The sequence below is a fragment of the Kribbella sp. WER1 genome (assembly GCF_054189145.1).
Genome location: NZ_CM135186.1, coordinates 3,860,302 through 3,881,058, shown reverse-complemented (window position 1 = coordinate 3,881,058; position 20,757 = coordinate 3,860,302). Strand labels below are relative to the sequence as shown.

The 20,757-nt window shown below is 69.0% G+C and carries 16 protein-coding genes; 10 read left to right on the top strand and 6 right to left on the bottom strand.

What is annotated here, in order from left to right:
- The first annotated feature begins 2 nt into the window (after positions 1 to 2).
- The 6 genes from ACXJJ3_RS18645 (at position 3) to ACXJJ3_RS18620 (ending at position 5,819) form a co-directional block, all read left to right on the top strand.
- Positions 3 to 980, top strand: a complete 978-nt coding sequence (locus tag ACXJJ3_RS18645) for an ABC transporter permease (RefSeq protein WP_458171453.1) — start codon at positions 3 to 5, stop codon at positions 978 to 980.
- On the top strand, positions 967 to 1,872 hold the full coding sequence (locus ACXJJ3_RS18640; RefSeq protein ID WP_458171451.1) for an ABC transporter permease: 906 nt from the start codon (positions 967 to 969) through the stop codon (positions 1,870 to 1,872). Before ACXJJ3_RS18645 ends, ACXJJ3_RS18640 begins: the two co-directional genes overlap by 14 nt.
- Positions 1,869 to 2,834, top strand: coding sequence for an ABC transporter ATP-binding protein (locus tag ACXJJ3_RS18635; RefSeq protein ID WP_458171450.1), 966 nt, complete (start codon positions 1,869 to 1,871; stop codon positions 2,832 to 2,834). Before ACXJJ3_RS18640 ends, ACXJJ3_RS18635 begins: the two co-directional genes overlap by 4 nt.
- Positions 2,827 to 3,606, top strand: a complete 780-nt coding sequence (locus ACXJJ3_RS18630) for an ATP-binding cassette domain-containing protein (RefSeq protein ID WP_458171449.1) — start codon at positions 2,827 to 2,829, stop codon at positions 3,604 to 3,606. Before ACXJJ3_RS18635 ends, ACXJJ3_RS18630 begins: the two co-directional genes overlap by 8 nt.
- Positions 3,607 to 3,951: 345 nt before the next feature.
- The gene (locus ACXJJ3_RS18625; protein ID WP_458171448.1) at positions 3,952 to 4,920 is read left to right on the top strand and encodes a phosphotransferase; all 969 of its coding nucleotides are present in this window, start codon (positions 3,952 to 3,954) and stop codon (positions 4,918 to 4,920) included.
- Positions 4,921 to 5,117: 197 nt separating this feature from the next.
- The gene (locus ACXJJ3_RS18620; protein ID WP_458171447.1) at positions 5,118 to 5,819 is read left to right on the top strand and encodes a hypothetical protein; all 702 of its coding nucleotides are present in this window, start codon (positions 5,118 to 5,120) and stop codon (positions 5,817 to 5,819) included.
- A gap of 12 nt (positions 5,820 to 5,831) precedes the next feature.
- Here the strand turns inward: ACXJJ3_RS18620 and ACXJJ3_RS18615 are convergent, their stop codons facing one another.
- The 6 genes from ACXJJ3_RS18615 to ACXJJ3_RS18590 all read right to left on the bottom strand — a co-directional run bounded on the left by ACXJJ3_RS18615 (position 5,832) and on the right by ACXJJ3_RS18590 (position 13,338).
- Positions 5,832 to 6,980, bottom strand: coding sequence for a DegT/DnrJ/EryC1/StrS family aminotransferase (locus ACXJJ3_RS18615; protein ID WP_458171446.1), 1,149 nt, complete (start codon positions 6,978 to 6,980; stop codon positions 5,832 to 5,834).
- Positions 6,962 to 8,704 carry a hypothetical protein gene (locus tag ACXJJ3_RS18610; protein WP_458171445.1) on the bottom strand — a complete coding sequence of 581 codons (1,743 nt, stop codon included), beginning with the start codon at positions 8,702 to 8,704 and terminating at the stop codon, positions 6,962 to 6,964. Before ACXJJ3_RS18610 ends, ACXJJ3_RS18615 begins: the two co-directional genes overlap by 19 nt.
- A 69-nt stretch (positions 8,705 to 8,773) precedes the next feature.
- Positions 8,774 to 10,078 carry a hypothetical protein gene (locus ACXJJ3_RS18605; protein ID WP_458171444.1) on the bottom strand — a complete coding sequence of 435 codons (1,305 nt, stop codon included), beginning with the start codon at positions 10,076 to 10,078 and terminating at the stop codon, positions 8,774 to 8,776.
- 1 nt (position 10,079) lies between these two features.
- Entirely contained in the window at positions 10,080 to 10,448 is a 369-nt protein-coding gene (locus tag ACXJJ3_RS18600) for a cupin domain-containing protein (protein WP_458171443.1), read from the bottom strand.
- A 4-nt stretch (positions 10,449 to 10,452) separates the two neighbouring features.
- Entirely contained in the window at positions 10,453 to 11,208 is a 756-nt protein-coding gene (locus tag ACXJJ3_RS18595) for a S1 family peptidase (protein ID WP_458171441.1), read from the bottom strand.
- Positions 11,209 to 11,217: 9 nt separating this feature from the next.
- The gene (locus ACXJJ3_RS18590) at positions 11,218 to 13,338 is read right to left on the bottom strand and encodes a bifunctional polysaccharide deacetylase/glycosyltransferase family 2 protein (RefSeq protein WP_458171440.1); all 2,121 of its coding nucleotides are present in this window, start codon (positions 13,336 to 13,338) and stop codon (positions 11,218 to 11,220) included.
- A gap of 45 nt (positions 13,339 to 13,383) precedes the next feature.
- On the opposite strand from ACXJJ3_RS18590, the gene ACXJJ3_RS18585 reads away from it, so the two are divergent.
- The 4 genes from ACXJJ3_RS18585 to treZ all read left to right on the top strand — a co-directional run bounded on the left by ACXJJ3_RS18585 (position 13,384) and on the right by treZ (position 20,328).
- Complete coding sequence (locus ACXJJ3_RS18585) at positions 13,384 to 13,842, top strand: hypothetical protein (protein WP_458171439.1); 459 nt, start codon at positions 13,384 to 13,386, stop codon at positions 13,840 to 13,842.
- Between the two features lie 246 nt (positions 13,843 to 14,088).
- Positions 14,089 to 16,200, top strand: coding sequence for a glycogen debranching protein GlgX (glgX, locus tag ACXJJ3_RS18580; protein WP_458171438.1), 2,112 nt, complete (start codon positions 14,089 to 14,091; stop codon positions 16,198 to 16,200).
- Positions 16,197 to 18,590, top strand: coding sequence for a malto-oligosyltrehalose synthase (gene treY, locus ACXJJ3_RS18575; protein WP_458171436.1), 2,394 nt, complete (start codon positions 16,197 to 16,199; stop codon positions 18,588 to 18,590). Before glgX ends, treY begins: the two co-directional genes overlap by 4 nt.
- 1 nt (position 18,591) lies before the next feature.
- A complete protein-coding gene (gene treZ, locus ACXJJ3_RS18570) occupies positions 18,592 to 20,328 on the top strand; it encodes a malto-oligosyltrehalose trehalohydrolase (RefSeq protein ID WP_458171434.1) in 1,737 nt (578 codons plus the stop codon).
- Positions 20,329 to 20,757 lie beyond the last annotated feature (429 nt).

Below are 20,757 nucleotides of genomic sequence, written 5' to 3'. Positions count from 1 at the left end.
CCGTGGGGCTCGCCGTCTACATCGGCAAGCGCCTGGTGCGGCTGATCCTGTCCCTCATCGCGGTCTCGGTCCTGACCTTCACCCTGCTGCAGCTCGCACCCGGCAACTTCGCGGACCTGCAGCGGGTGAACAGCGGTGCGACCAACCTCGGCGGCGTCGGCACCGAGTCGATGGTCGGCGAGCTCGAGTCCCGGTACGGCGCCGACGTCCCGGCCTGGAAGCAGTACCTGATCTTCATGAAGGGCGCGGTGCACTGGGACTTCGGGCCGTCGTACAAGTACGCCAGCCAGAACGTGCAGGACATCATCGCGAAGGCCTTCCCGGTGTCGGCGACGCTGGCGTTGCTGGCCGTCCTGCTCGCGTTGCTGATCGCCGTACCGGTCGGGGTGTTCGCGGCGTTGCGGCAAAACTCGAAGTCCGACCACACGACGATGTTCGTGGTCACGCTCGGACATGCGCTGCCTAGCTATCTCACCGCGGCGTTCATGATCCTGCTGTTCTCCGCGACGCTGAAGCTGCTGCCGTCCGGCGGCTGGAACGGGCCGAAGGACCTGATCCTGCCGGTGCTCGCGCTCAGCCTCGGCCCGGCCGCGGTGCTCGCCCGGTACGTCCGGTCGAGCATGCTGGAGACGTTGCGCGAGGAGTACATCACGGCGGCGCTGGCCAAGGGCGGACCCCGGCGTACCGTCATCGTCCGGCACGCGTTGCGGAACTCGCTGATCCCGCTGGTCACGGTCGCCGGACCGTTGCTCGCGGCATTGATGACCGGCACCGTGTTCGTCGAGGCACTGCTGCGGATCCCCGGTCTCGGCCTGTACTTCGCGAACGCCGCCGCCAGCCGGGACATGCCGCTGCTGATGGGTACGGCGTTGTTCTTCGCGCTGATCCTGATGGTGACCAACCTGATCGTGGACCTGGTGTACGGGCTCCTCGATCCCCGTATCCGTGCTGCCGGAGGTGGAGCCCATGACGGCGACTGAGGGCATCGAGGCCGCGGTCGAACCGGCCGAGCACGTCACCGTCGCCCGCGGGCCGTGGGCGCGGGCGTGGTCCCGGTTCCGCAAGCACCGGCTGGCGTTCTGCAGCCTGATCTTCTGCGCGTTCCTGATCGTGGTCGCGATCGCCGCGCCACTGATCGCGCCGTACGGCTACGAAGAGACCGACATCCGGCACACGCTCGCCGGGCCCGGCTCCGCGGGGCATCTGCTCGGCACCGACCTGCTCGGCCGGGACATCCTGAGCCGGCTGATCTACGGTCTGCAGACCGCGTTGACCGTTGCCTTCGGCGCCGAACTGACGGCGCTCGTGCTGGCGCTGGCGATCGGGCTGCTCGCGGGGTACCTCGGCGGCCGGGTCGAGCAGGTGCTGATGGCGTTCACCGACGTGATGTACGCGTTCCCGACGTACCTGTTCGCGGTCGTGATGGTGACCGTTCTCGGGCGGAGCATCTTCGCGCTGGTGGTCGCGATCGGCATCGCCTCCTGGGTCACGCAGGCCCGGCTGGTCCGCGCGCAGGTGCTTACGCTGAAGCAACGCGAGTACGTCGAGGCGGCGCGGTCGATGGGGGCGAAGGGCACCACGATCGCGATCCGGTACATCCTGCCGAACGCGATCGGCCCGATCCTCGTCACGACCAGTTTCGCGATCCCGGCCGCGATCGCCGCCGAGGCAGGGCTCGCGCTGCTCGGGCTCGGCGTACAGCCGCCGACGCCTTCGTGGGGCGCGATGATCAGCGACGGCAGCCGGTACCTGCTGGCCGCGCCGCATCTGCTGGTCGCGCCGGCGGTGCTGTTCGCGCTGACGTTGCTGGCGTTCACCTGGATCGGAGACGGCGTACGGGACGCGTTCGACGCGAGTGGGGAGCAGCGATGAGCCTGTTGTCGGTCCGCGAGCTGCGGACGACGTTCCGCCGCGACGGTGGTGATCTGCTGACCGCGGTCGACGGGGTCTCGTTCGACGTCGAGCGGGGCCAGGCGCTGGCGGTCGTCGGGGAGAGCGGCAGCGGGAAGAGCGTGACGATGCGGAGCGTGCTCGGCATCCTGCCGCGGACCGCCCGGACCACCGGCCAGGCGTTGTACGGCGACCGGGATCTGCTCGCGCTGGGCGACAAGCAGCTGCGCCGGATCCGCGGGCGCGACATCGCGATGGTGTTCCAGAGCGCGATGGAGGCGATGAACCCGACGCTGACCCTGGAACGGCAGCTCACCGAACACCTGATCTGGCACGGCCTGTGCACCAAGGCGGAGGCCCGCAAACGCGCGATCAAGGCGCTCGGCGACGTCGGCATCCCGGATCCGGAGAAGCGGATCCGCACGTACCCGTTCCAGCTCTCCGGCGGGATGCGGCAACGCGCGATGATCGCGATGGCGATGGTGACCGAGCCCGCGCTGCTGATCGCGGACGAGCCGACCACCGCGGTCGACGTCACCGTCCAGCGCCAGATCCTCGACCTGCTCGCCGACCTGAAGTCCCGCGGTACCGGGATCGTGATGATCACCCACGACCTCGGCGTCGCGCGGTACTTCTGCGACGACGCGGTCGTGATGTACGCCGGCCGGGTCGTCGAACGCGCGCCGATGGGGCAACTGCTCGACGACCCACGGCATCCGTACAGCGTCGGCCTGCTCGGGTCCGGCGTCGAGGTCGGCGGCCGCGACCTGCCGTTGCGGCCGATCCCGGGGAGCCCGCCCGACCTGTCCCGGCGGCCGGAAGGCTGCCCGTTCCACCCGCGCTGCCCGCAGGCCGAGCTGCCGCGCTGCGGTACCGAACAGGAACCGTTGACGATCGGCCCCGCCCGGGACGCCGCCTGCTGGAAGGTGACCGCCGATGCCTGAACCGCTGATCCGCGCCTCGTCGGTGACGAAGGTGTTCAAGACCCGGGCCGGTGAGGTCCGGGCCGTCGACGACGTGTCGCTGACCGTACATCGCGGCGAGACACTCGGGCTGGTCGGCGAGAGCGGCAGCGGCAAGTCCACGATGGCGCGGCTGATGATGGGACTGCAGACGCCGACCGCCGGCCGGGTCGAGTTCGACGGCCACGATCTGGGAGAGCTGCCGGCCCGCGAGCTGCGGTTGCTGCGGCCGCGGATGCAGATGGTGTTCCAGAACCCGTACGGGTCGTTGCTCCCGCACTTCAGTGCCCTCGGCAACGTGATGGAGCCGCTGCGGTTGCACGAGCGAGGTTCCAAGGAATCCCGCCGTACGTCGGCGCTGGAACTGCTGGAGCTGGTCGGGATCAACACCAACCACGCGGAGCTGTACCCCCGACAGTTCTCCGGCGGCCAGCAGCAACGGATCGCGATCGCCCGCGCGCTCGCACTCGAACCGGAACTGCTCGTCTGTGACGAGCCGACCTCGTCCCTGGACGTGTCGATCCAGGCCCAAATCCTCGAGCTCTTCACCGACCTCCGGGAGCGACTGGGCCTGTCCTTCCTCTTCATCTCGCACAACCTGGCGGTCGTCGAACGCCTCGCCGACCGAGTCGCGGTGATGAACAAGGGCAAACTGGTCGAGGAAAGCACAACAGAGGACCTGTTCCGAGACCCGAAAGACCCTTACACACAACAACTCCTGGCCGCCGTACTCCCCATCCGTCAACAAACCTAACCCACCCGGGCCCCACCAGCCACAACCCCGACCACCCCACCCCAGCCAGCGCCGTCCCGGCCTGGCCCCGGCTAGCGCGGTACCGGCCCCGTCCGGCTTGCGCCATACCTGCCCGGCCTCGGCTAGCGCCGTACCTGGCTCCGCGCACCTGCCTCCGGCTGGGCCTTCCGCCCACGCGCATACAAGAGGTTCACACCTCGCCGTGCCCCTTCACACACCGCATGCAGCAGGCGAAGGGGCCGTTTCAGGGGTGAACCCCTGAAACGGCAGCAAGTATCGGACGAGGTGGGCTGTTGGATCGGCCGGCGGCTACCGTCCGTCGGCCGGGTTGGGAGACTGAGTCTTGTGTACACACCGACGCCGGATGAACTCGCGCTCGCGTTCGACCTGGGATCGACGGGTCGCGAGCTGGTCCATGTACGGCGCGGCGACAACGACGCCTGGCGGTTGGGCGAGTACTTCGTCAAGGGGTACTTCCCGACGACGGGCGGCCAGTTCAACGGTACGGAGCTGACCGACCAGCTGGCGGTCGCGATGGCGTTCGAACAGCTCGCACTCGACGCCGGCGTGGACATGCCGGAGCCGGTGCGGCCGGTCGATCCGTACCTCGGCTGGCTGACTTGGGTCGAGGACCGCCTGTTCCGGGTCCATCGCTGGGTCGAGCACCGGCCGGAGCCCGCAGACGTCTCAGTGTGGCTCGGCCGTACGATGCAGCAGGTCCACGAGCTGCAGCCGATCGGCCAGGCGCCCCTGCCCAGGTGGTGGCGCGACTCGGTCCGCTCACCGGAAACCTGGGAAACCTGGCTGACCAAGGCCAAGGACATGCCCTGGGTGGGGCTGTATGCCGAGGCCCTCCCGGATCTACTGACGGCCGCCGAACGCATCACCTCGATCTGCGACTCCGTGCCCGACCTGGTCAGAACCCACGGCGACTTCAAACCCCACAACATCGTCAACTCGCCGACCGGCCCGGTCCTGGTCGACTGGGACAGCGTCCGCACCGACAGCGCCGCCCTGGAAGCCGCCCGCGTCGCCTACATCGTCGCCGCCGGCGACCGCGACGGGATCGCCGCAGTCCTCAGCAGCTACACCGGCGACCTCACCTGGCCCGGCGAAGACCTCTTCCTCAGCGTCACCAGAAACCACCTGCAGATCGTCGGCGAACACCTCCAGGTAGCCCTCGGTGAAAACCCTCCGGCCCGCTGGATGGGCAACACCACAACCATTGAGAATGCCATCAGCAACAGTTTGCGCGCCCTCCCCGGCCGGATCGCCGACCTGCGCTACCTAGCCGCCGACCTTGCCCTCAACTGATCTCCCCCTCCACCGAGTCGTGGCAAACGGCCCGCACCCCCTGCGCCGAGTCGTGAGAAGAGGCGCCAGAAACCAGCCACAATCCACGACTCGACGAACAGGTGCCGAGCCATTCGCCACGACTCGGCGAAGAGTGAGCGGGGTGGTCGTGCGGCAAAGTGTTTGTGCGGCTGGGTCGTATGCCTCACGCTCGTCAGGTGAGCACATGGGCGCTGCATTTCGGGAGAGCGTTCTTTGAGCTGCAGGCGTTTTGGGTCGAGCGTGTTGTCGAGTTGGTGCGGATCGATCGGCACACCGCCTGGCATGACTGGACCAGCATGTCGGCGCTGGTGAATTCCGATGGATGGCGGGCGATTGACGACGCGGTGCACCACGGTGCGGCGGCCGAGGCGGCACACCGGTCGTGGCTTGCGCTGCGGGCGGGCCTGGGTACGCCGCAGCATGGCTGTTTCTGGTATGAGGTCGAAGACGAGGGCCGCCGGATCCGGCTGCACTTCGCGAATCGCGAGGGGCCGGGCGCCCTCGGTTCCGACCGGCGTGCGTTTCGGCGCGCCGAGCTGGCCAGTGCTCTGGACGATGCCCGCAGTGTTGCGCCGCAGGCCGATCGGCTCCGTGGTGGTTCTTGGCTGTACCACCTACCGGGATATCGGGCCCTGTTCCCGCCTACCTTCCTGGCGGGTGCAGTCGAGGCTGACTCTCGGCGTGAGGTCGGCGAGTTGGCGCTGTGGGGGCAGTTCGTCAGAGGTGACGGTGAGTTGTACCAGCCCCGCACCGACCGGTTCGTTCGAGCCTGTGAGCAAGCCAGGCAGGTCGACGATCTCGTCGCAGCGTTCCCGCTGAAGAAGCTCGATGTCGTCGGATCTCTCGACGAGGTCGCGGCCTGGGGCACCCAAACCTGACCGCGCCGTCCTTCACCGGACAGCGGTGGTGATGGCGGCTGCCAGGGCTTGGGTTTGGGCTTCGGTGCCTAGTAGGTAGGGCTGGGGGAGCCAGATGGTGTCTTGGGAGATGGTGTCGGCGTTGGGGCAGGGGGGTTGGGGGTAGGGCTGGTTGAGGCGGGTGGTGATGGACTGGGCTTCGCGGAGTACTGCGGTGTTGCGGTGGAGGGGGACGTAGCCGGGGGAGGCTTTGGCTACGCCTGTTGTGGTGAGGGATTTGAGGACGGCGTCGCGGTGGCCGGGGATGCGGAGCATGAAGAGGTGGCGGCCGTGGGCGGTGATGGCGGGGTCTTCGGGGGGTAGGTGGATGCCTTCGACCGTGGACAGGAGGTCTGTGAGGAGGCGGGCGTTGCGTTCGCGGAGTTGCTGGAGGTGGGGGTGGCGGCGGAGTTGGACGCGGAGGATGGCGGCCTGGAACTCGGTCAGGCGGAGGTTGTAGCCGACCGACTCGTGCTGGTACCAGCCGCCGCCGGGCACCCGGCCCACGTTGACGAGCGAGTAGACCGCGCCCGCCAGTTCGGGTGAGTCGGTGAGTACGACGCCGCCCTCGCCGGCGGTGATGTTCTTGCTGCTCTGGAAGCTGAACGTGCCGAGGCTCCCGATCGCGCCGACCGGCCGGCCTTTGTACGCCGCGCCGTGCGCCTGGGCCGCGTCCTCGACGATCGTCAGGCCGTGCCGGTCCGCGAGCGCGGTGAACGCGTCCAGGTCCGCCGGCCGTCCGGCGAGGTGGACGACGACGATCGCCTTGGTCCGTTCGGTGATCGCGGCCTCGGCGGCGTCCGCGTCGAGCAGGTGGGTGTCCGGGTCGACGTCCGCGAAGACCGGCACCGCGCCGACGAACAACGCCGCCGACGCCGTCGCGATGAACGTGTACGGCGGGACGATCACCTCGTCGCCGATCCCGACGCCGGCGGCCCGTAGCGCGACCGCGATCGCGAGCGTCCCGTTCGCCAGGCAGACCGCGTGCCCGGCCTGCTGGTACGCCGCGAACTCCCGCTCGAACGCCGCGACCGTGTCCCCGCTGGTACTGCCCCACTTCCCCGAGCTCAGCACCTCGAGCAGGGCCTTGGCTTCCTCGTCGTCGTACTGCGGCCACTCCGGCATCATGGCGTGATCACCCATCTGTTGTCTCCGGCAACAATATCCGCGGTCAGCTCGACGAAGGTCCGGCCGAACCGGTCCAGCGTCCGCGTCGATCCCTCGCCCTCTTTGACGATCGGGTCGCGCCCGGCATCCGGTACGGCGAGCAGTATCGCCGCGCCGGGGACCGGCTCCGCGGCCTGCGCGCGCACCGTGAACCCGTCCGGATGCGGCGCGACCGACAGCGTGACGCCGCGCCGGCTCCGCTCCCACGCGTTGAGCTGCCCGGCCGTCCACCACGGCATCCCGCGCCGACGCGCCTCCGCGGCGAGCTCGATGCATGCGGATCGGGTCGGCGGACGCAGGTACAGGTGCGGCCCGTGGAAGAGGAAGTGCGCGACGCCGTGCACCGCCTGCGCCCCGTCGAGGATCACGTCGCGGACGGCGGAGTGCCCGGCCCACGCGAGGTCCTGCGTGTGCAGCGGCAGGTTGAGTACGTCGTACAACCGGTTGCCCTCGGCCACCGGTGCCATCGGGAACGTCAGGTGTGCGGTGCCGAACGTGAAGCCCACATCCCCTTGTTTACTGGGCCCGCGGGACTCGTCGATCTGGATGCCGAGCCGCTCGCACCACGGGTAGAAGTCGGTCCAGCCCTCCCACCGGGTGTAGTGGTTCTTGTTCGAGACGATCCGCTCGGTCCCGGTGACGGCCTGCGCCCACGCGTACTGCGCGCGCAGTTGCGGCCAGCCCCATACCGCCAGGTCCGCATCGCCCATCGCGTTGTAATGCAGGGCATTCTCGTGGCCGGCCGCGGTGATCTCCACGTGTAGATCCGGGGAGTAACCACCAGGGAAGAGGTGGCACCACGTGACCTTGACGTCGGCCTCGGCGAATGCGTCGAGCGCGGCCTGGCCTTCTTCCTCGACGTTCCCGTCCGAGTCGTGCGACATGTGCGCGACCGCGTCCACCCCGGCCGGCCAGTACCAGAGCCACGGCACCACGCCGCCGGACTGCTCGGCACTCCACCACAGGCTCTGCGCGAACAGTGCGCACCACCAGTCCGCCTGTGGCTGATCGAACATCGGTACGGCGCTCGGCGGTGGATACGTATGCATAAACCGCCCGTCCAGCTCCGGCTCGCCCGGCGGCATCGCCCGGTCGTGCTCGAAGCTGAGCGCCATCCCGTCCTCGCACTTGAGGATCCCGTCGTCGATCGGCGCGGTGCCGTCCACGGCGGGCGCGCCGTCCGCGGTGACGGCGTACCCCTGCCGGATCCGGACGACCGTCTGCCAGAGGTCGACGCCGTACGTGAGGACGACGCCCGCGCCGACCCGGCGCAGTGTGATCGCGGCCGCGTCGTCCTGCCAGCGGCCGATTACCTCGGCGTCGGACGGTTCGAGCCGTCCGCCAATCGCGTGCAGCGCAGCTGGCGGGCGCTGGGACCAAACCGGGCCGTCGACGGTGACGTGCCCATCGGCGACGACGGAGTACGCCGAGACGCCCGCGAGCGTGGCGAGTGGACCCGGATCGCCGACGACTACCAGCCCTCCGCCGGCCCGTACCCAGTCCTCAAGGTCGGGAGCCGGCCCCGGCGTCGCGGCGATCAGCACCGCCACGTCGTCCGGAATGTTGTCAGGAGAGACCGCCGCGTACGGCAGCCGCAGCTGCCCGAGGATCTCGTTCAGGTAGACCCACCAGGCGTCCTGACCCGCCTGGTGGGCCTGCTCGGTTGCCGCCCGGTTGTCGATCACCGCGATTGCAGGCATGCCGACCACCCTGCCTCAGCAAGTGAGCTTCGGCAAGGTCCTAATAGCAGTTATGGATGTCCGTAATAACTAGCGCGGGAGTTTCTCCACCAGCAGCTGGAACGGCCTCGGCGGTCGGCCGAGCCTGTTCGAGCGCGGCGGCGGCATCGGCCAGGCGAGGCCTTCGTCCACCAGCGTGGTCAGCGTCCGGCGCGCGGTCCGCAGCGTGACGCCGAGGAGTTCGGCGACCTTCTCCGCGTCGACGACTCGCTCGGTGTCGTTCGCCTTCTCCAGTTGTTCGGCCAGCGTGGCCAGGATCTGCAGCGCGCGCGAGTCGCCGGGCACCGGGCGTTCGGCGGCCCGGGTCCGTTCGCCCGGGACCTGCAGGACGAAGCCGTGCGGCCCGACCACGAACGCGGTCCCGCCGCCGGCCGCCTTGTCGACGGCGGACTGCGCGTTCACCTCGGCCTCGCGGGTCGACGTACCGAGGCCGATGCCGACCTCGAGCCGGATCCCCAGCTCCTCGGAGATCCGGTCCAGGAACGGAGCCATCGACAGATTGTCGGTGGCCAGCCGCAGCGAGCCCATCGTGGTGACGATCAGGAAGCTGTGCTCGTCACGCGGCACCACCGCGGCGTCCATCGGCCGGGCGTCGCGGAGCAGTTCGCGGTGCAGCGACAGCCGCAGCTCCTGGTACCAGTACGCGCTCGCGCTGGCGTGCGCCGGCAGCGAGGCCGCGGGCACCCGGACGATCATCGTGACGATCCGGGACTCCTCCAGCTTGGCGCCGCCGCCCATCAGGATCGCGGTGGTCAGCGCCTGCCGGATCGTCATCGACGACGGCGTCATCCGCAGCGTCGGTACGCCGGCCTTCCGGAGCGCGACGTCGACGGTCGGCACGGTGGTGACCGCCCCGGTGGTCCGGCCGCGTTCGTGCAGCGTGCGGTGGAAGTCGAGGAACTCCTCGGCCGACTCCGGACCGGCGTACTCCTTCAGCCGCACCCCGGACGCGCTCAGCCCGATCTCCTCGTACACGTGCTTGAGGTCCCGGCGCGCCATCGTGTCGACGCTGATCCGGGCCGGGTCGAAGACCTTCTCCAGTACGCCGCGGAGCAGCGCCGAGAACAGCGCAGGCCCGCCGCTCGGCACGTATGTCGCGGGCACCGGCAGCCCGCCCGCGACCGCCACGTCGTACGGCAGCGGTCCGGCGAACAGGAAGACGTCGACCCGGGACGCGATCCGGGCCGCCTGCTCGTGTGCGGCGTGCTCGTCGTCGTAGACCGCGGTCACTAGCCGCAGCGCCGGGTTGTCGAGCTCCCGGGCCAGGTTGATGATCCGGGGCACGATCTGGTCGGCCCCGACGACGCCGACCGTGACCTGTTCGTGGATCGACATGTCAGCGCGGCGCGTCGACGTTCACGGTCGGGATCCCGCCGCCTGCCCGGGCGATGATCGCCAGCGACGGCTCGCGGCCCGGGTTGCTCTCCCGGTGGACCGTGAACGCCGGCACGTGCACGAAGTCGCCGGCCACCGCGTCCAGGTACTCGTCGGTGCCTTCGAACTCCAGCCGGAGCACCCCGGACACGATGTACAGACTGCTCTCGTTCTTGTCGTGGTGGTGCCAGCCGGAGCTGATGCCGGGCTCGGTGATCACCTGGCCCGCCCAGAGGATCGGCAACTCGAACGCCCGCATCCGAAGCATGCCGGACGTCGGGTCGGCGGCGACCAGGTCACCGGCCTTGATCACGCGAACGGGGTCGGACATACCTTCAGTGTTGCAGCAATGCCTCGGCCACGGGCGCGATCTCGGCGTAGACGCCAGGGTCGCCCGGCTGGGCGCAGCCCTGGCCCCAGGACACCACGCCGAGCAGGCGGCCGTTGAGAACCAGTGGCCCGCCGGAGTCGCCCTGGCACGCGTCTCTGCCGCCCTTGAGGTATCCGGCGCAGATGTTGGTGGCAGCCGCGTACCCGTTGGCCACGTAGCTCTTGTTGGCCAGGCATGTCTTGTCGCCCAGGTCCGGTACGGCGGCCTTCTGCAGCGTTTCGTCCGGCCCGGTGTCCTGCGTGTCGCCCCAGCCGTACACGGTCGGTACGGCGCCCGCCGCGTCCGCCCGGACCCGTGTCTCGAGCGGCAGCACCGGTACGCCGGTGAACGGCTTGGCCAGCGTCAGTACGGCGACGTCGTACCGGTTGTTCTTCGTGTTGTACCCCGGGTGGATCCACACCTTGCTGATCGTCGACACCTGCCCGGCGGACGTGTCGGCGAGGTCGGCGCGGCCCTGGACCGCGTAGTACGTCGAGGTGGCCTCGTCCATGCAATGTGCGGCGGTGACGATCTTGTCGGGCTTGATCAGCGTCGCACCGCAGTACCGCCCGCTGGACGACTGGGACTGCGTGGTGTTCAGCGCGATCACCCACGGGGCCTCGCTGGTACTGGTGACCGTGCCGCCGACGATGCACGGCTTCGCACCGGCGGTGAGGGTCAGCAGGCCGGCAACAACGAGTACGCCCCGTGAAAGTCTCATCGCTGTAGGTTAGCGAACCACCGGAGCCTGCAGACTGCCGTACCTCTCCATGCGCTGCCAGCGCAGCCTGGTCCCGGCCAGCGCCGTGAAGACGGACTGGATCACCACGAGGTACATGAGCTGCCGGTAGACGAACTGCTGCAGCGGCAACGTCCACAATGGACCAGGCCGCTCCCCGTCCAATCGGAACGCGTAAAAGCCCATCACCAGCTGCAGAAGCACGAAGCCAGCCCATACGCCGAGCACACGCACCGGGTTGAGGAAGATCAGGCCGTAGATCGCGAAAACGTCCACAACCGGCGCCAGCAACGGCAGCAACACCTGGAACAGCATCAGGTACGTCAGACCGCGCCGGCCGAACTTCCCGGCCCGCCCGCGCTGCACCATTGCGCCCCGGTGCTTCCACATTGCCTGGAGCGTCCCGTAGCACCAGCGGTACCGCTGCCGCCAGAGAGCGCCCATGGAAGCCGGTGCCTCGGTCCAGGCCACCGCACTCTCCTCGTAGACCACCCGCCACCCGTCGCGGCACAACGCCATCGTCAGGTCGGTGTCCTCCGCCAGCGTCACGTCGCTGAGCCCGCCGATGCGTTCCAGCGCCGTACGCCGGAACGCGCCGACCGCGCCGGGCACCGTGGGCATGCACTCGGCCAGGTCGAACAGCCGGCGGTCCAGGTTGAAGCCGATCACGTACTCGATGTGCTGCCAACGTCCGATCAGGCCGCCGCGGTTGCCGACCTTGGCGTTGCCGGACACCGCGCCGACGGCCGGGTGCCCGAACGGCTGGATGAGCTTGCGGATCGCGTCCGGCTCGAACACGGTGTCGCCGTCGACCATCACGATCAGCTCGCACCGGGCCGCCTTCAGGCCGGTGTTCAGCGCGACCGGCTTGCCCGCGTTCGCCTGCCGGATGACGCGGACGCCGGGGATCCGCAGACCCTCGACGATGTCCGCCGTACCGTCCGTGGAGCCGTCGTCGACGACGATCACCTCGAGCGGATGGTCGGACGCCACCAGCGACCGGATCGCCGCCTCGATGCCCGCGCTCTCGTTGTACGCCGGGACGATGACGCTGACCGGCTCCGTCACGGGCGGCCCGTAGACCCAGCCGCGCATCCGGGCGTGCCGGCGGGCGGCGATGACGGTCGTGATCGCACGCAGCACGCTGAGCGCGCCCGCGGCGTACAGCAGCCAGCCGATGACGCTCAGGACCCAGTCGCTGATCCGCATCACCCAGATGACCGCAAGCCCGCGCGCCTGCTCCAGCGCATCGGCCTTGTGCGTCGGGTCCGGCAGGCCGACTGCGTCGCTCACAGTCGCAAAACGGAACCCACGTGCCTTCAGTCGCGGTAGGAGCTTGTTGAGCGCCTCTATGGTCTGGCTGCGGTCACCACCAGCGTCGTGCATCAGTAATACCTGCCCGGTAGTACTGCGTGGCATCGAGTTGGCGATCACCTGGTCAGTACCGGGACGCCGCCAGTCCTCACTGTCCTGGCTGGTCAGTACGGCGAGGTAACCGGCCTCACGGACCTGCTGGAGCGCCTTCCAGTCCAGGTCGGTCAGTGCGCTCGGCTCAGACGAGTACGGCGGTCGCAGCAGCGTCGTATTGACACCCGTGGCGCCGGCCAGGATCAGCTGGCTCTGCCGGAGCTCCAGTGCGCGTCGCCACGGGGCTGCTGTCGACAGATTCGCGTGGGTGAAGCTGTGCACGGCAATCTGGTGGCCTTCGGCAACGATTCGGCGGGCGAGGTCCGGATGCGCGGCGACCGCGGTACCGACGACGAAGAACGTCGCGTGCACCTGCTGTTCGCGCAGCAGGTCGAGGATCCGCGGCGTCCAGACCGGATCCGGGCCGTCGTCGAAGGTGATCGCGATCGTCCGGTCGTGCGGCGCGACCGAGCGCGGTGCGCCGGTGCCGGCGTCGATCACCGGGCCGCCCTTGACGATCTGCCGCGGCACGGTTCCGGACCCGCCGACCGGCTGGACGGCGCCGTCGGGGGCCGCGCCGAACATGTGGTGCGTGTAGCCGTTCAGCAGCAGCATGGTCGACAGGCAGACCAGCAGCATGGTCAGCACGATCCAGTGCGTCCGCAGCGGTACCTGCTTGGCCCGGCGCGCTGCCGGCCGGCTCACGGGTTGTTCGGCGTCTTGGTCTTACCGGGCGGTGCGGTCGGCTTCTTGCCGTGCGTCGTCGTGGTGGTCGCCGTCGGTGCCGGCGTCGTCGTGGTGGCCGTCGTGGTCGGCGTGCTGGTCGGGGCGGTGGTGCCCGGCGGTGCGGTCGTCGGCACGGTCGTCGGTACGACGGTCGGCGGCACCACCGTCGTACCCACGGTCGGGACGGTCGTCGCGGCGGACGTCGGCGCCGTGGTCGGCGCGGTGCTCACCGCGGAGGTCGGAGCCGTGCTGCTGCTCGTCGACGGAGCGGGGGTCGAGGAGTCGCTGCCCGGGCTGGTGCTCGACTGCTGGGACGGACCGCTGCCCGGCGTCGACGAGCCGGTCGTCGGCTGCGGTGTCTGCACCGCTGCCTCGACCGCCGGCGTCTGCTGGTGCCTGGCCTTGGCCGGCTCGGGGAGCGGGATCAGCGGGGTGTCCATCCGCGGTCCGCCGAGCAGACTACTGGTCATGAGCACGAGGTAACCGACAGTAGGCACGGCCAGGAAAGCCCCGGTCCGTCGGAGGGTACGACGCCGGCGTCCGGTCGAATCCAGGAAGACGGGCCGCCGAGGGGAAGGCGGTTTCACAAGCGTGGGAGCTTAGCGCAACTGCAAGAAGATTGGGACGTTCCAACCCTTGCAGCTTCCTGCAAGCCCTTCCCGGGTGAATTCTCGGAACTGAAACACCGGGGTGTGCAGTGAACCGGTCCGGGGTGGCTACTGTCGTCAGGTGCAGAAATGGCCAGGTCGTCCTTACCCTCTCGGCGCCACGTACGACGGCGCCGGGACGAACTTCGCGGTGTTCTCGGAGGTTGCCGAACGCGTTGATCTGTCGCTGCTCGGCGACGACGGAACCGAGCAGCTTGTGCAACTGACCGAGGTGGACGGGTTCGTCTGGCACGCGTACCTGCCCGGTGTGCAGCCCGGCCAGCGGTACGGCTTCCGCGTCCACGGCCCGTACAACCCGCCCGAGGGCCACCGCTGCAACCCGTCCAAGCTGCTGCTGGACCCGTACGCGAAGGCGGTCGACGGGCAGATCGACGGCGACGAGTCGCTGTTCAGCTACCGGTTCGCGAAGCCGGACGAGCTGAATACCATGGACAACCGCGAGCACACGATGCTCTCGGTGGTCACCAACCCGTTCTTCGACTGGGGCAACGACCGCCCACCGGGCCACGCGTACCACGAGACCGTGATCTACGAGGCGCACGTCAAGGGCCTGACCAAGACCCACCCGGGCCTGCCGGAGAACATCCGCGGCACGTACGCCGGGATCGGCCACCCGGCGATCATCGAGCACCTCAAGGAGCTCGGGGTGTCCGCGATCGAGCTGATGCCGGTGCACCAGTTCGCGCAGGACGGGCATCTGCAGGAGATCGGCCTGTCGAACTACTGGGGCTACAACACGATCGGCTTCTTCGCGCCGCACAACGCCTACGCGTCCACCGGCACCCGCGGGCAGCAGGTGACCGAGTTCAAGGCGATGGTGAAGGCGCTGCACGAGGCGGACATCGAGGTGATCCTCGACGTCGTCTACAACCACACCGCCGAGGGGAACGAGTTCGGCCCGACGCTGTCGTTCAAGGGCATCGACAACGCGGCTTACTACCGGCTGGTCGACCAAGACAAGACGCACTACTACGACACCACCGGCACCGGTAACAGCCTGCTCATGAGGCACCCGCACGTACTGCAGCTGATCATGGACTCGCTGCGCTACTGGGTCACCGAGATGCATGTGGACGGCTTCCGCTTCGACCTCGCAGCGACGCTGGCCCGCCAGTTCCACGAGGTCGACCGGCTGTCGGCGTTCTTCGACCTGGTCCAGCAGGACCCGGTGGTCAGCCAGGTCAAGCTGATCGCGGAGCCGTGGGACGTCGGCGACGGCGGCTACCAGGTCGGCAACTTCCCGCCGCTGTGGACGGAGTGGAACGGCAAGTACCGCGACACCGTCCGCGACTACTGGCGGGGTGAGAAGTCGACGCTGGCCGAGTTCGCGTCCCGGCTGACCGGCTCCTCCGACCTGTACCAGGACGACAGCCGCCGGCCGCTGGCGAGCATCAACTTCATCACCGCGCACGACGGCTTCACGATGCGCGACCTGGTCTCGTACAACGAGAAGCACAACGAGGCGAACGGCGAGGGCGGCAAGGACGGCGAGAGCTTCAACCGCTCCTGGAACTGCGGCGCCGAGGGTCCGAGCGACGACCCCGCCGTACTGCGGCTGCGGGACAAGCAGGAGCGCAACTTCCTCACCACGCTGCTGATCTCGCAGGGTGTGCCGATGATCGCGCACGGCGACGAACTCGGCCGGACCCAACGCGGCAACAACAACGTCTACTGCCAGGACAACGAGATCTCCTGGATCGACTGGGACCTGCAGGAGCCGCAGAAGCACCTGCTGGAGTTCACCCGGGCGCTGGTCAAGCTGCGCAACAACCACCCGGTACTGCGCCGCCGCCGGTTCTTCCATGGTGACACCGGCATCGACGGCCTCGGCGACCTCGTGTGGTTCAACCCGAACGGCACCGAGATGCAGAACGGCGACTGGCAGCGCGACGACGCCCGGGCGATCGCGGTGTTCCTGAACGGCGACGCGATCTCCGAGCCGGACCCACGCGGCGAGCCGGTCGTCGACGACTCGTTCCTGGTGCTGCTGAACGGCAACTTCGAGCCGGTCGACTTCCTGCTGCCACCGGAGGAGTACGGCGAGACCTGGACGGTCGCGGTGGACACGACGACGTCGACCGGGACCGGCGACGCCGATCCGCACGCGGCCGGGTCGACCGTCCAGCTGGAGGCGCGCAGCACCTTGGTGCTGACGCGGGCGAGGCAGGTATGACGCAGGTCCCGCAGGCCACCTACCGGTTCCAGCTCCGCGCCGAGTTCGGCTTCGACGACGCCGCCGCGACGGTCCCGTACCTAGCGAGCCTCGGGGCCTCCCACGCCTACCTGTCCCCGATCCTGCAGGCGGCCCCCGGTTCCACCCACGGGTACGACGTGGTCGATCACAGCCGGCTGTCCGAACCGATGGGCGGCCGGCCCGCGTTCGACCGGTTGTCGGCGCGGCTGGCGGAGCATCGGCTCGGCGCGATCGCGGACGTCGTACCGAACCATGTGGCCGTGCCGACGCCGGAGAGCCTGAACGCGGCGCTGTGGTCGGTGCTGCGGCTCGGGCCGGGTTCGCAGTACGCGGACTGGTTCGACGTGGACTGGGGTGCGGGGAACCAGCCGTTGCTGATGGCCGTGCTCGGTCAGCGGATCGGCAAGGTGTTGGCGGACAACGAGCTGGCGGTCGACGACGGCGTACTGCGGTATTACGAGCACGAGTACCCGTTGCGTCCCGGGACCGAGGCCCTGCCGCTGGAGGAGCTCGTCACGGAGCAGTGGTACCGGCTGGCGCATTGGCGGGTCGCGGACGAGGAGCTGAACTACCGGCGGTTCTTCGACGTGGACACGCTGGCCGCGGTACGCCAGGAGGTGCAGGAGGTCTTCGACGCCACGCACCAGCTGCTGTTGGCGTTGCTGCAGGAGGGGAAGCTCAACGGGTACCGCATCGACCACCCGGACGGGCTGGCCGACCCACGCGGGTACCTGCGCCGGCTGGCCGAGCGTACGCGCGGTGCGTGGGTCGTGGTCGAGAAGATCCTCGAAGGCGACGAGGAGCTGCCCCGCGACTGGCCCTGTGCCGGCACCACCGGGTACGACGCCCTGCTGCGCGTAGGCGGTCTCTTCATCGACCCTGCGGGCGCTGCACCGCTCTCTGCGCTGCACACCGAGCTCACCGGAGCCCCTGCTGATTTCGGGCCGGTTGTCGAGGAAGCGAAGCGCGAGGTCGTCCAGCACGGGCAGTACGCCGAGGTGCATCGCCTGGTCGAGCTATTGGCTCGCATCTGCCAGGACGACGTACGGCTGCGTGACCACACCAGGCGGGCGTTCCACGAGGTCGTGGCCGAGCTACTGGTCCACTTTGACGTCTACCGCGCGTACGTCGTCCCTGGCGAGGAGGCGCCGCCGTCTGCGGTGGCTGCGATGGAGCGGGCCGCCGAGAAGGCGCGGGCGAACCTCGATGAGGACCGGCAGGCCACGCTGGACGTCGTACTGCACCTGCTGCTCGGGCGGGAGTCCAGCACGATCGACGAGCAGGCGCGGGCGGAGCTGATCGTACGGTTCCAGCAGACGTGCGGTCCGGTGATGGCCAAAGGCGTCGAGGACACCGCGTTCTACCGGTGGCTGCGGCTCACGTCGCTCAACGAGGTCGGTGGCGACCCGGAGCACTTCGGGGTCTCGCCGGAGGAGTTCCACGCGTATGCGTCGCGGTTGAACAAGCACTGGCCGAAAACGATGACCACGCTGTCTACGCACGACACCAAGCGCTCAGAGGACGTACGGGCTCGGTTGGGCGTGCTGTCCGAGCAGCCGGCCGCCTGGTCCGAGGCGGTACGTGAATGGCGGCGGCTGGCCGAGGACCATCGGAATCCGTTGCTGGACGGCAGCACGGAGTACCTGTTCTGGCAGACCTTGTTCGGTACGTGGGACGACGGACCGCTGGCTGAGGACCGGATGCAGGCCTACCTGCTGAAGGCGATCCGTGAGGCCAAACGGCACACCTCTTGGACCTCACCGGACGAGGAGTACGAGCAGACCGTCGCGGCGTTCGCCAACGCAGTACTGAAGGACAAGACCGTGCTGGACGCGGTACGGCGGTTTGCGGACGAGCAGGCCGAGTACGTGCGCGCGGCAACGCTCGGGCAGAAGCTGGTGCAGCTGACGATGCCCGGCGTACCGGATGTGTACCAGGGGACCGAGCTGGTCGACCTGTCGCTGGTGGACCCTGACAACCGCCGGCCGGTGGACTACCAGCAGAGGATCGAGCGGCTGCAGCGTTTGGACGCTGGGGGCAAGCCGGACGACCTGTCCGACGAGAAGCTGCTCGTCACGTCCCGTGCGCTCCGGCTGCGTCGGCAGTACCCGGCCGCGTTCGCTGGCGGCTACACGCCACTGCCGACGTCGAACGGCCATGCGGTCGCCTTTGCCCGTGGGGACGAGGTCGTGACCGTGGCGACTCGTCTACCGGCGGCTTTGCAGCGGTTGGGTGGCTGGGGCGACAGCACGGTGGTACTGCCCAGCGGGCGGTGGAAGAATGTGCTGACCGGCCGGGACGTCACCGGCGCTGCCCGCATCGACGACCTGTTGACGGACCTGCCGGTCGCTTTGCTGGTCAGGAGCTGACATGCACACGTTCCGCGTCTGGGTGCCGGAGGCAACCACCGTCGACCTGGTGCTGCGGGACGGCGTGCTGCCGATGCGGTCCGCCGCCGAGGGCTGGTGGGAACGCCAGGTCGCCGAGGCCCACCACGGCACGGACTACGCGTACTCCGTCGACGGCAGTGACCCGTTGCCCGACCCGCGCAGCCCGTGGCAGCCGGACGGCGTACACGGGTTCAGCAGGGTGTTCGACGCGGACCGCTTCGACTGGACCGACGACAGCTGGACGGGGCGCGACGCACGCGGTGCTGTCTTCTACGAGCTGCACATCGGGACGTTCACGCTCGAGGGCACGCTCGAGGCGGCCGCGGAGCACCTGGACTACCTGGCGGTGCTGGGCGTCGAGGTGGTCTCGCTGATGCCGGTGGCCGCGTTCCCCGGCGTCCACGGTTGGGGGTACGACGGCGTCGACCTCTACGCGGTGCACGCGCCGTACGGCGGGCCGGAGGCGCTGCAGCGGTTCGTGGACCGCTGCCACGACGCAGGGCTTGCCGTTTGCCTGGACGTGGTCTACAACCACGTCGGGCCGAGCGGGAACTACCTCGGGAGCTTCGGCCCGTACTTCACCACCCGGCACGACACCCCGTGGGGCCCTGCCGTCAATCTGGACGACACAGGCAGCACCGAGGTACGCCGGTGGATCTGCGACAACGCCCTGCGCTGGTTCCGCGACTTCCACCTCGACGCACTGCGGCTGGACGCCGTACACGCGCTGGTTGACGACAGCCCGGTGCACCTGCTCCAGCAGCTGTCTACGGAGACGGCTGCGCTCTCCCGTGAGCTAGGGCGTCCTCTTGGACTGGTAGCCGAGTCCGACCTCAACGACCCGCGGACTGTCGAGCCGGTTGCTGCCGGTGGGATGGGGATGACCGCGCAGTGGAGCGACGACTTCCACCACGCGCTGCACTCGCTGCTGACCGGCGAGCGGTTCGGGTACTACGTGGACTTCGGGGATCCTGCCGTGTTCGCGAAGACGCTGACCAAGGTGTTCCTGCACGACGGGACGTACTCGACGTTCCGGCACAAGCTGTGGGGGCGGCCGGTGGATCCGCGGACGCATCGCGGCGGGCAGTTCCTCGCGTACACGTCGAACCACGACCAGATCGGCAACCGCGCGCTGGGTGACCGGCCGGCGCTGACCCCCGGGCAGCTCGCGATCGGCGCCGCGCTGGTGCTCACCTCGCCGTACACGCCGATGCTGTTCATGGGCGAGGAGTGGGGCGCGTCGACGCCGTGGCGGTTCTTCACGGACTTCTCTGCCGACACCGAGCCGGAGCTGGCCGAGGCAGTACGGAACGGGCGGCGGCGGGAGTTCGCGGAGTTCGGGTGGGACGCGGACGAGATCCCCGACCCGCAGGACCCGCAGACGTGGCGCAGCTCGGTCCTCGACTGGTCGGAGCCGGACGAGGCGCCGCACCGCGACGTGCTGACGTGGTACCGGCATCTGCTCACGTTCCGCGCCCGGATGCCGGAGCTGCGGGACGACTCGCTGGAGTCGGTGGCGGTCGCGTTCGATCCCGGCGGAACATGGTTGGTGGTGAGCCGCGGCAGCCTGCGGGTGGTGGCGAACCTGGGCGCGGCGGAGGCGGTTGTGCGGGTGGATCAGGAGCCGGAGTACCTGGTGATGGCGTTCGGCGGGGCCGACGTGACGACCGACGGCGTGTGGTTGCCCGGTCACGGGGTCGCGATCGTTGCCGTGTAGGACTTTCCAACAAGTGCACGTTTGTGGGCCAATCCAACAGAACTCGGCGTTCGAGCGTGTTGATCCGTGGTGATTTCCGGAATCGCTTGTCTGGCGGTGTCCTCGTGACGGACTGTGGATGGGCCAGCAGGGGACGGGGGATTTGACGGGAGGTCCGGATGACAGTCGGAGGCGTCGACACCTACTACGACTACGACGAAAAACAGTGGAAGAGCCGGAAACTGGGCGGTGGCCCGATCCACCACGGCCCCGTCTGCCCGGCCCCACGCACCCCAGACCACGCGGTGCACACCCCCACACCACACGAGCGCCACGCCGCTCAACCACACGACATACCAAAACACACCCTCAACTGACTCCCCGGGCCAGCGGTCGCCGCCCCAACCCCGCGACGACCGCTGAACCCTGCCCGCGAAGTACAAGAGCGAA

Coding starts and splice junctions, on each gene's coding strand:
- ACXJJ3_RS18640 (WP_458171451.1), top strand. CDS start 967: ATGACGGCGACTGAGGGCATCGAGGCCGCGGTCGAACCGGCCGAGCAC.
- ACXJJ3_RS18635 (WP_458171450.1), top strand. CDS start 1,869: ATGAGCCTGTTGTCGGTCCGCGAGCTGCGGACGACGTTCCGCCGCGAC.
- ACXJJ3_RS18630 (WP_458171449.1), top strand. CDS start 2,827: ATGCCTGAACCGCTGATCCGCGCCTCGTCGGTGACGAAGGTGTTCAAG.
- ACXJJ3_RS18615 (WP_458171446.1), bottom strand. CDS start 6,980: ATGGGTGATCACGCCATGATGCCGGAGTGGCCGCAGTACGACGACGAG.
- ACXJJ3_RS18610 (WP_458171445.1), bottom strand. CDS start 8,704: ATGCCTGCAATCGCGGTGATCGACAACCGGGCGGCAACCGAGCAGGCC.
- ACXJJ3_RS18605 (WP_458171444.1), bottom strand. CDS start 10,078: ATGTCGATCCACGAACAGGTCACGGTCGGCGTCGTCGGGGCCGACCAG.
- ACXJJ3_RS18600 (WP_458171443.1), bottom strand. CDS start 10,448: ATGTCCGACCCCGTTCGCGTGATCAAGGCCGGTGACCTGGTCGCCGCC.
- ACXJJ3_RS18595 (WP_458171441.1), bottom strand. CDS start 11,208: ATGAGACTTTCACGGGGCGTACTCGTTGTTGCCGGCCTGCTGACCCTC.
- treY (WP_458171436.1), top strand. CDS start 16,197: ATGACGCAGGTCCCGCAGGCCACCTACCGGTTCCAGCTCCGCGCCGAG.
- treZ (WP_458171434.1), top strand. CDS start 18,592: ATGCACACGTTCCGCGTCTGGGTGCCGGAGGCAACCACCGTCGACCTG.